This is a genomic window from Leyella stercorea DSM 18206, from assembly GCF_000235885.1.
GTDB lineage: Bacteria > Bacteroidota > Bacteroidia > Bacteroidales > Bacteroidaceae > Prevotella > Prevotella stercorea.
In genome coordinates, this window is the sequence record NZ_JH379476.1 from 30,590 (window position 1) to 39,592 (window position 9,003).

General features: G+C 44.4%; 8 protein-coding genes and 1 pseudogene. 3 read left to right on the top strand and 6 right to left on the bottom strand.

Features of this window, described 5'->3' with window-relative positions; translation table 11 throughout:
* Positions 1-70: 70 nt before the first annotated feature.
* The gene (locus tag HMPREF0673_RS13025) at positions 71-1,660 is read left to right on the top strand and encodes an ATP-binding protein (protein ID WP_007903392.1); all 1,590 of its coding nucleotides are present in this window, start codon (positions 71-73) and stop codon (positions 1,658-1,660) included.
* A gap of 196 nt (positions 1,661-1,856) precedes the next feature.
* Here HMPREF0673_RS13025 and HMPREF0673_RS13030 read toward each other — a convergent pair whose 3' ends face one another.
* Positions 1,857-2,492, bottom strand: a complete 636-nt coding sequence (locus tag HMPREF0673_RS13030; RefSeq protein WP_007903393.1) for a Type 1 glutamine amidotransferase-like domain-containing protein — start codon at positions 2,490-2,492, stop codon at positions 1,857-1,859.
* An 827-nt stretch (positions 2,493-3,319) separates the two neighbouring features.
* Here HMPREF0673_RS13030 and HMPREF0673_RS15065 point away from each other — a divergent pair.
* On the top strand, positions 3,320-3,829 hold the full coding sequence (locus tag HMPREF0673_RS15065; RefSeq protein WP_368085795.1) for an ISAzo13-like element transposase-related protein: 510 nt from the start codon (positions 3,320-3,322) through the stop codon (positions 3,827-3,829).
* Entirely contained in the window at positions 3,732-4,016 is a 285-nt protein-coding gene (locus HMPREF0673_RS15070; RefSeq protein ID WP_368085796.1) for an ISAzo13-like element transposase-related protein, read from the top strand. The genes HMPREF0673_RS15065 and HMPREF0673_RS15070 overlap by 98 nt, the downstream gene beginning before the upstream one ends.
* Positions 4,017-4,073: 57 nt before the next feature.
* Here HMPREF0673_RS15070 and HMPREF0673_RS14955 read toward each other — a convergent pair.
* The 5 genes and pseudogenes from HMPREF0673_RS14955 to HMPREF0673_RS13060 all read right to left on the bottom strand — a co-directional run.
* Positions 4,074-4,232: pseudogene (locus tag HMPREF0673_RS14955) on the bottom strand (GNAT family N-acetyltransferase); the annotation flags it as partial.
* A 2-nt stretch (positions 4,233-4,234) separates the two neighbouring features.
* Entirely contained in the window at positions 4,235-4,855 is a 621-nt protein-coding gene (locus tag HMPREF0673_RS13045) for a CatA-like O-acetyltransferase, family 2 (RefSeq protein WP_040597061.1), read from the bottom strand.
* A 447-nt stretch (positions 4,856-5,302) separates the two neighbouring features.
* Positions 5,303-6,295: a hypothetical protein gene (locus HMPREF0673_RS13050; protein ID WP_157591721.1), complete on the bottom strand. Its 993-nt coding sequence runs from the start codon at positions 6,293-6,295 to the stop codon at positions 5,303-5,305.
* Positions 6,296-6,607: 312 nt separating this feature from the next.
* Positions 6,608-7,273, bottom strand: a complete 666-nt coding sequence (locus HMPREF0673_RS13055) for an FKBP-type peptidyl-prolyl cis-trans isomerase (protein ID WP_007903402.1) — start codon at positions 7,271-7,273, stop codon at positions 6,608-6,610.
* 11 nt (positions 7,274-7,284) lie between these two features.
* Positions 7,285-8,826 carry a glycine--tRNA ligase gene (locus HMPREF0673_RS13060; protein WP_007903404.1) on the bottom strand — a complete coding sequence of 514 codons (1,542 nt, stop codon included), beginning with the start codon at positions 8,824-8,826 and terminating at the stop codon, positions 7,285-7,287.
* Positions 8,827-9,003: the final 177 nt, after the last annotated feature.

The following is a 9,003-nucleotide window of genomic DNA, read 5'->3' on the forward strand; positions in this document are numbered from 1 at the left end:
TAAGAATTGTTTTGTTTTTATCTTTTTTATTCGTAAATTTGCGATATAACTTTTAACCCATCTTTTCGTTATGGCAGACTTTGAGGAGAGACGATTGCCGGTTGGCATACAATCGTTCAAGGAAATAAGAAGAAACAACTACGCCTATGTCGATAAGACCGAGATTGTTTGGAACCTTGTCAACAGAGGAAAGAAGTACAACTATCTGAGTCGTCCGCGACGATTCGGAAAGTCGTTGCTTGTAGATACGTTGCAGACTTATTTCGAGGGAAGAAGCGACCTCTTCGAAGGACTGAAGATTATGAATCTTGAAAAGGAATGGAAGAAGTCGCCCGTGATAAGGCTCGACATGAGTCGCGCTGGAGCATCGGAAAAGACAATCCGCTCGTATCTCAGCATGGCATTCTCGCGCGAAGAGGCGAAGTATGGCATCGCCATGCACGAAGGCGCTTCGTTAGCCGACCGTTTCGACACAATCATTCAGACTGCCTGCCAGCAGACCGGCGAGTCGGTGGCGATATTGATAGACGAGTACGACTCGCCCTTGCAGCATTCATGGAAAACGCCCGACCATGAGGCGTGTACAGCGGTCTACCGCGAAGTGTTCGCCATTCTGAAAGCCGACGACGAGTACGAGCGCTTCGTATTCATCACCGGCATTACGAAGTTCACGCAAATCTCCCTCTTCTCCGTTCTCAACAATCTCAGCAACATCAGTTTCGACGAGCCGTTTGCAGCCATCTGCGGTATCACTACCCAGGAGATAAGTGACTATTTCGGTCCGGAAGTGAAGGCGATGGGCGAGGCGAACGGATGGACTGAGGAGGAGACAATGGTTCGCCTGAAGACCAACTACGACGGCTATCACTTCTGTCGTAGCAACATGGTTGATGTCTACAACCCATTCAGCCTTGTCAACGCTTTGGCAGACAAGGATATCAAGAACTATTGGGCTACATCGGGAGCAACCTCGCTTCTGCTCAAGTTCGTAGACGATATGGAGATAAAGCTGACAGACTACGACCATAGCGCCATATTAAGCACCATCATTGAGACATCTGACGTGACAGGAGGCGGAGCGGAACTCTTCCTCTACCAGTCGGGCTATCTCACGATAAAGGGATACATGAACGGACTCTACTTGCTCGGATTTCCCAACCACGAAGTTCGTCAGGAGTTATACGAAACTGTGCTGCCGGCATTAGCCATGCGCAAGCGCGGAGACATCCAGTCGGCGCAAGCTTATCTGTACATGCACATGTACATGGGCAATACAAACGAGGCTAAGAAGTTTATGAAGGCTCTGATAGCCGATGTGCCATACAGCAACAAAAAGCTGGCAAGCATGGATATGGAGGAGCGTTATCGACTTATAATGAGCACTATCTTCAACGCCATTGGCTTCCGTGTAGAGGTGGAGCGAATGCTCGCTACAGGTAGAATTGACATGGTTGTCACAACCGAAAACTATATCTACGTTATCGAGCTTAAACTTGCAAAGAACGGAGGTATTGCTGCTGCAGAGAAGCAAATAATCGACAACCGATATACCGAGCCGTTCAAGGCTGACAAGCGTAAGGTCATAGCCCTTGCCGTTGAACTCGACGACCAGGGAAAGGGGCTTGTCGATTGGAAGCAAGTGGGTGTTACGGAACAATAATCCGCAAAAAGTGCGGCATTTCTGCTTGTATCTGCGAGAAAATAAGTAAGACATCTCAGACCTCTACCGTCGCGGAGTGCGCAACTCTGGCGAGATGCAGGCTCTGCGCGGCATCATACCGGCAGCTTTAAGTTGGGTTTTCGTGCTATCGAAGTTGATACAATAGTAAGAATTGTTTTGTTTTTATCTTTTTTATTCATAACTTTGCGATATAACTTTTAATTTGAATATTTGAATCTTCAATAATAACAGCTTGTTTATTACTTATAGGAATAAGCTGCAACTTCTCATTATATAGTTGAACTATCTTTTCACCTTTTTTCTTGAATGGAAAATTTCCATAATGGGGAATCGTATAAAAATCGACCAAATCTAAAGAAGTACAGTCTTTCAATTCAGGAGCCTTTTCTATTGGATCAAAATTCACACTTCTCATATATTCTGCATCGGGAGAGGCTATTATTGCTCCGGCAGATTCCCCAATATACAGTTTACCCAATTTCACTTGTTTAGATATAATTTTATCAACACCTTTTCTTTTTAACTCTTGCAAAAGGAAAAATGTATTTCCACCTGTTATGTAGATATAATCGCATTTATGTAATATAGAAGATATTTCCTCTTTGGGCAGTTGGGTAATCTCGACTTCTTCAACAATCATTCCTGCTTCTTCTAAAGCCTTTTTCCCCTTTTTTACATAGAATCGTATTGGTTCTGTAAGGCTTGCAGTTGGTATAAAAGCTATAATTTTCCCTTGCAAATCTTCTTTGGCACAATCGACAAATAGATTAGCAACATCAGCAAATGATGAGCATAAAAATAATCTTTTCATATTCTATAATATTAAGTTTAACACTTTTTGATACAAAGATAGCGTCTTCTATGACAGCCCTATGTCAGTAAGTCTAAGTATTGAAGAGTTTTTTCATCGAAAGTACTTATTTTTTATAAGTAATTGAGAATGAGATAAGTTTTTATCTCATAAAAAGAAGAGGTTACGAATTAGAAATATACAGAATGTAGCATCTTGCTGTGATTTGCATAACCATTCAAAGAACTCTTTCGGTTGCAAAGGTACGATATTTAATCGGGGATAAAGAATGTTTTAAGATTTTTTTAAGTATTTGCATCTTTTCGATGAGCCAAGGACAGCTCATGTATCTTTCGAGGACAACGACGATGCTTCTTATAACTGCAACATCATAAGCCATAATGCCAAGCTCATACATAGGGAAGATGGTAACTATTTTATGGCTATAGCCACAGTGAGTACACAGGGACAAAATACTCCTATACTGCAAAAGTATATGAAAGCCGATGTGAGAATCATCGTCAGCAACAGAACGTTGTGGCAGCAGGTATTTGGATAGTCTATGTCCGAATACCTACCGTTTGTTTTAGGATGCATATTGTGTTGCTAAGCATCAGATTTTACGCAAAAGTTCTAAATTCCATAAATTTCTCCTAACGAGTTATGGGATATTTGGAAAAATATAGTATCTTTGTCCCCGAATTAAGGCGTTCTTTGCATATTGCAAAATACAGAAACGAGCAGAAGTCCGCTCGTTTCCATATTGTTACCTATATAATATAGGCAAACGCCCAGCTTCTTGATTTTCAATCAAAGTCCAATTTAGAGCGAGTTAGGAAATCCAAGAAATTCGTTCGGAGTGTGAAACTTATGGCATCCCAATATTCAGTATTGACACAAAGAAGAAGGAGATGATTGGCAACTTCAAACGTCAAGGCACAGTCTCTTGCAAGGGGAAGCCTAAGGCTTATGACCATGATTTCAAGAGCTTTTCGGATGGAATCATAGTCCCTTATGGCATCTATGATGTTGGAGCTAATACTGGCTATTTAACATTGGGGGTTAGCCATGACACCGCTGAGTTTGTCTGTGACAATTTCATTCATATTTGGCAACAATTCCTACAATGGAAATACCCAAATGCCCACACAATCTGTATTCTCTGTGATGGTGGCGGTTCTAATGCATGTTCGCACCATATAGTAAAACAAGCTTTGATGAAGTTGGCTTCAACCATAGGGGTAAATATCATCATGGTACATTACCCCTCCATATTGCTCCAAATACAATCCTATAGAGCATTGCATGTTTGGACCAATTTCAAGAAGTTGGAGTGGCGCACCACTCTTGTCCATTGAGAATGCAAGAACGAGAGCAGAGGCTACCGTCACAAAGAAAGGACTCTCCATTATCGCTACAATAAATCAAAGAACGTATGAAACGAAAAGACCCAATGAAGAATCTTACGAATCAAACAAGAGCAAACGTATCATTTTTGATGATGAGCTCTCCAAATGGAACTATCTCGTCAAATGTTGCTCTTAACCGCAGAAAACTGCGGAAGTTATTTTTTACACATTACATAATCCGGATTTTTGTCTAAATTTTCCTGTATATTTTTTTGTTTTTGTTTTCCACAGATGTATGAGGAGGCCATCCTGCAATAGGGCCGATAGCAGGAACTTTGGCATAATTATAAAGAGACTCTGCATCGTTTTCTGCCCAGGAACGAAGTATCAATCTTTGTGTTTCCATATTCATCGCTACACAAGTAATTTATTGATTTCCTGCTGCAAGCGATCCAGAAACTTTGCAGCATGTGCCCCGTCCATTTGAGTGTGGTGGAATTGGAATGAAACCGTTAGTGTCGTTCTGAAGAAACCTTTATGGTACTTGCCCCATATCATAAACGGATTGTTGAAGATACCGCTGTACATACCTACCGCACCGTCAATTTCATATTGGGCCAGTGCGGAAGTCCCTATTACCATGCTTTCTGTCAAATCGTGGTTCTCACAGCTTCGGACTACTTCCGTTGTCAATTTCAGATAATCTTCATTGAATAGCTGCAAATCATCAGAAAACGGCACATCACATGAACTGACCTCATTGTCCTTGTTCATAACAATGGTATTAACCGCAATAGCATCATATTGCATCAATTTATCTCCGACAGGCAGCATATAAAATTCCTTGATACTGCTTGCCGCTTTGCCGATGCACCAGCACATCAGCATATTGAATTTCATACCTGACTTTTTGCTGATTTTAACAAGACGACTGACATCCAAAATCTTGAAAAACGTAACCATTGGCATCGGGGCTTTCATCCAAAGCTCAAATGCATATGCACGGGTGGTTTCTTTGGGATTTATTTCTCTCATAGTGCTTAACTTCATATTTTTATCGTTTTTATACTACAAAAATAACGTTTTATTTTGATAATCCATCCAAATCCCTTGAATATCTGCTGTATTCCGTCGTAATTTAGACAAAATAGAAATATAATCTGCAAAAATGGAACTAAGCAATTGATTTCCCAACATGGCAAGATACATGGATGCGTTTATGAATATCGCTCTTTTGCCATATTCTTAAAATGACGTTACATGAAAATTACTGTTGGTAACTACTCTTTTACCTTTGCAAAGACTAATCTTAATATTTTGTAAAATCACAGCATAAAATGTTGTTTTTCAGAAATTAGATTTAACTTTGCACTCGAAATCAAAGCGTTCTTTGTATATTGCAAAGTTGTGAAAGAAAAAGAATATAGCTCGTTTCTAAATCGTTAGCAGTCACATTCTTTAAAATACTCAACTCGCTGATATTCAATAAATAAAAGAATTTACTGTGACTCTTGTTGTGCCATATACAGATGGGTTGATGGTTACTGCGCCAGTCGTGGGGTCGACAGTAGCCACAGCGTCGCCCGAAGCTGCGTATGTGATAGTGCCGTCAATGTTGTTAGCTTCGGTAGCGGTGTAGCCCGTGAAGTCTGTGCCGGCATCGGTCTTGCCTTCGGTAAGAGTGACGTCGGTGCCGTTAAAAGAGAGAGAAGTAGCGATGTGGTTGTCCTTGTTTTCGACAACGTATGAGTCGGTAGATGTTTGGTAGGTGGCTGTTTTAGGCAGGGTGGCTGTGATAGTAGCCTCGCCAAACTTGGTGTTGGTGAATGTCAGTTCGCCGGTTTTAGAGTCAACGGCTACGATGTCCGCGTCAGAGCTTGTATATTCAATAAGGTCAGACAAGTCTGTGTTGTCGTCGCTCTTTGTAGCAGTAGCTTTAGGCGCAGTAAAACCCTCAAGCTTGCCATTGGTGAATGTGAATGTCTTGCCGGAGTTGGCACCAAAGGTGGTAGTGGTGGCAGAAGAAGTAGAGCTGGTTGTATATTTGTAATAGCTAATCTTTGTTGCTTTTATATTATTGTTCGCATAAGCTCTCCAATCCTTATTTGAGTAGATGCAAATATATCTATTTGTTGATGTATTTAAAAGTCCTTCATATTGTTTAGAGCTAATAGCAACATATTTAAATGTCTTGTTGGTGCCTGTTGAGCCAATACCTAAATCGGTGCTATTGCTACTATTATATAGCCATGCTTTTTTATTGCCATTAGGATAGAATGTATATTTCTCTTCACTCTTCTCAATATTCCATTTTAGGTTGTCTGTAACATCCGCAGTGATTTGATTGCCATCTGTAGAAATTGTAATTGCAACAGCTGCAGGTTTTTGGTTTGTTTCTGTATTCGGAAGTGCATAGGTTTTGTTTGAGATTGTTCCCACAATGACGAATACGTCATCGGTTGTCAAATCAGTCAAACTCACCTTTTCCCAAGTCTGACTATACCCCCCACCGTGCACACAATCGTGAGCAGTGTGAGCATAAAGAATCGTAAATGTTTAGTCATAATATGTAATTTTTAATGTTATAGGCTTGTCGTTATGTCGTTAAAATTACTAATGTTGTAGTTGAGATAGGGGATGTTGTTTCTTTGAATGCAAAATTACATCTAATGTTTTGTATTTGTATTAAAATAATGTTTAAATAATTTAAAAAGGGTATGGCATTGTGTGAATGTCATACCCTTTGTATTTGCGTGGGTATGGCAAGGATGCCATACCCTCCTATTATTACTCATAAACCCAGTAGCCGGTGGTCTGCTGTTGTGCTGTGCCGTCCTTAGCCGGAGCAGCTGCAGCGGATGTTTTGCGGAAGTAGCCTACGAGTGTTACGTCGAAGATGAGTGTGGAGTAGGCTGCGCCCGGCGTGGCTGACGAACCGTATGCCAGCTGATGGGGCATGTACACGAGCCATCTGTCGCCGATGTGCATGTTCTGCAGTGCTGTGGCGAAGCCTTTCACCACTCCGCTCACGGCGAAGGTGCGTGGCTTCATCGTGCTGAGGTTGTACTCGCCTTGCCACGACTTGTCGAAGACATAGCCCTCGGCGTAGCTTGTTGAGGGCAGCAGACGGCCGCTGTAGTGCACCTTCACCGAGTCGGTGAAGAACGGGCAGCCCGAGCCCTTGCCAGCGTTGAGCACGTTGGCAAGCACGAAGTCGTAGCTATGCGTAGCCACCTGGTCGTTGAGGCTCCATGAGCGCAGCACCTTCCAGTCGGCAGCACCACCCGCCACCAGCTGCTTCACCTCGGCATACTTCCTGTCGTAGTATGCCTCGTTGGTCTTTCGCCAGTTGGGGAACTCCTCCTTCTCGTTGTCGGTCTCGCTGCACGACGACAGGCTTGCTGCGAAGACGGTCGTCATGGCGAGGAGTATGAATAAATAGTATTTCTTCATTTAGTATGTTTTTACTGCAATTTCTTGAGTAGGCTTGTGATGCTCACCTTGTCCTCGATGATGCTGAGGAGTTGGTCGATGCTCACGCGCTCCTGCTCCATTGTGTCGCGGAAGCGTAGTGTCACGGTGTTGTCCTGCAGTGTGTCGTAGTCGACGGTCACGCAGAACGGTGTGCCCACTGCGTCCTGACGGCGGTAGCGCTTGCCGATGGTGTCCTTCTCGTCGTAGCTTGTGTTGAAGTGGAACTTCAGGTTGTTCACAATCTCGCGAGCCTTCTCGGGCAGTCCGTCCTTCTTAACGAGCGGCAGCACGGCGAGCTTGGTCGGCGCGAGTGCGGGCGGGAGCATGAGTACGACGCGTGTCTCGCCGTTTTCGAGCTGCTCCTCTTTATAAGAGTGGCACATCACGCTGAGGAACATGCGGTCTACGCCGATAGATGTCTCGATGACGTACGGAGTGTACGACTCCTTGGTCTGCGGGTCGAAGTACTTGATTGAGCGGCCCGAGAACTTCTCGTGCTGCGAGAGGTCGAAGTTGGTGCGGCTGTGTATGCCCTCTACCTCCTTGAAGCCGAACGGCATGTGGAACTCGATGTCGGTAGCGGCGTTGGCGTAGTGAGCCAGCTTCTCGTGGTCGTGGAAGCGATAGTTCTCGGCGCCGAAGCCAAGAGCCTGATGCCACTTCATGCGCAGCTCCTTCCACTTCTGGAAATACTCGAGCTCGGTGCCCGGCTGCACGAAGAACTGCATCTCCATCTGCTCGAACTCGCGCATACGGAAGATGAACTGGCGTGCCACGATCTCGTTGCGGAACGCCTTACCGATCTGTGCGATGCCGAACGGAATCTTCATGCGACCCGTCTTCTGCACGTTGAGATAGTTGACGAAGATGCCCTGTGCTGTCTCCGGACGGAGGTACACCTTGTTAGAACCGTCGGCTACGGAGCCCATCTCTGTAGAGAACATGAGGTTGAACTGGCGCACGTCTGTCCAGTTCTTTGTGCCGCTGATCGGGTCGACGATCTCCTCGTCTATGATGATCTGCTTCAGCTCGGCGAGGTCCGGACCCTGCATAGCCTCTGTATAGCGTGCGTGGAGAGCGTCGCGCTTCTGCTGGTGCTCGATTACGCGAGCGTTTGTGGCGCGGAACTGAGCCTCGTCGAAGCTCTCGCCGAAGCGCTTGCGAGCCTTGGCAATCTCCTTCTCGATCTTCTCGTCGTACTTCGCAATCTGGTCCTCGATGAGAACGTCGGCACGATAGCGCTTCTTTGAGTCGCGGTTGTCGATGAGCGGGTCGTTGAATGCGTCTACGTGTCCGCTTGCCTTCCAGATAGTAGGGTGCATGAAGATGGCAGAGTCGATGCCCACGATGTTGTCGTGGAGCAGCACCATGCTCTTCCACCAGTATTGTTTGATGTTGTTCTTCAGTTCTACACCGTTCTGTCCGTAGTCGTACACTGCAGCCAGTCCGTCATAAATCTCGCTACTTGGGAATACGAAACCGTACTCCTTACAGTGACTCACGATTTTCTTGAAAACGTCTTCTTGTGCCATTTTTATATGTGTTTTATTATAATTTTAGTTGCAAAGTTACGCTTTTTTGATTAATTACGTAGCGTTTAAGGAGTTAAATGTTATGAAACGGTTGTTTTGCGGTGGTAGTTGTGTGGTGTTGTAGTGATGGTTAAGTCATCGGACAGCGTACGGAATCTGATCGGGCGGCGTACGGAA